Origin of the sequence: Hoeflea sp. TYP-13 (genome assembly GCF_040932035.1) — a bacterium.
Taxonomy (GTDB): Bacteria; Pseudomonadota; Alphaproteobacteria; order Rhizobiales; family Rhizobiaceae; genus Hoeflea_A.
Genome location: NZ_JBFRBB010000012.1, coordinates 1 through 929 on the forward strand (window position 1 = coordinate 1; position 929 = coordinate 929).

A 929-nucleotide genomic window follows, 5' to 3' on the forward strand; every position below is an offset into this window, starting at 1 on the left:
CAGGCTCTATTCCATTGCCTTGTATGCATCGATGATGGCCTTGCCGTCATCGCCTGAGTTGGCCAGCCACTCGGCCGCCATGGTGGCGCCGATCTCCTGCAGTTCGCCCTTGAGCTGGTCGCCCGCAGGCCCGACCGTCATGCCGCCATTGCGAAGACCGTTCAGCGTGAACTGCGTATATTCAACGGCACGCCACGTGCCGGCATATTCGGCAAGCTCCGCACAGCCCTTGATGATGTTCATCTGGGATGCATCAAGACTGTCCCACACATCCTTGTTGATCATGATGTAATTGCGCGGCAGCCACGCATCCACCTCGTAAAAATGCGTCAGGCTCTCCCACACCTTGCGGTCATAGCCGGTCGAGCCGGACGACACCATCGAATCGGCAACGCCCGTCGCAAAGGCCTGGCTGATCTCGGCAGCCTCGATCTGAACCGGCAGCATGCCGGTCAGTTCGGCAAGCCGGGCCGTGGCATTGTTATAGGAGCGGAACTTGATGCCCTTCATGTCGTCGACGGAGTTGACTTCCTTCTTGAAGTAAAGACCCTGCGGCGGCCATGGCACCGAGTACAAGAGCACCAGGTTCTGTTCCGTCAGGATCTTTTCCATCGTCGGCTTGGCGGCCTTCCACAGCTTGCCGGCATCTTCGAACGAGGTGGCAAGGAAGGGCACCGAGTCTACGCCGAAGACGGCGTTCTCGTTCTGGTGGCCCGACAAAAGCCGCTCGCCGATCGGCGCCTGGCCGGTCTGGATGGCGCGCTTGATGTCGGCGCCCTTAAAGAGCGAACCCGAAGGGTGGGTGACCACCTCAATGTCGCCACCGGTGCCGGTGGTGATGCATTTGGCAAACTCGGCCGCCGTCGCCGAGTGGAAGTTCGTCGCAGAATAGGCCAAAGGCATATCCCACTTCTCAGCAAAGGCGGCGC

General features: G+C 60.3%; 1 protein-coding gene. It reads right to left on the reverse strand.

The window, feature by feature from the left end; genetic code table 11:
• Window positions 1–6: 6 nt before the first annotated feature.
• Window positions 7–929 (reverse strand): TRAP transporter substrate-binding protein (locus tag ABVT35_RS26820; protein WP_368470697.1); only part of this gene is annotated, 923 nt, incomplete at its 5' end.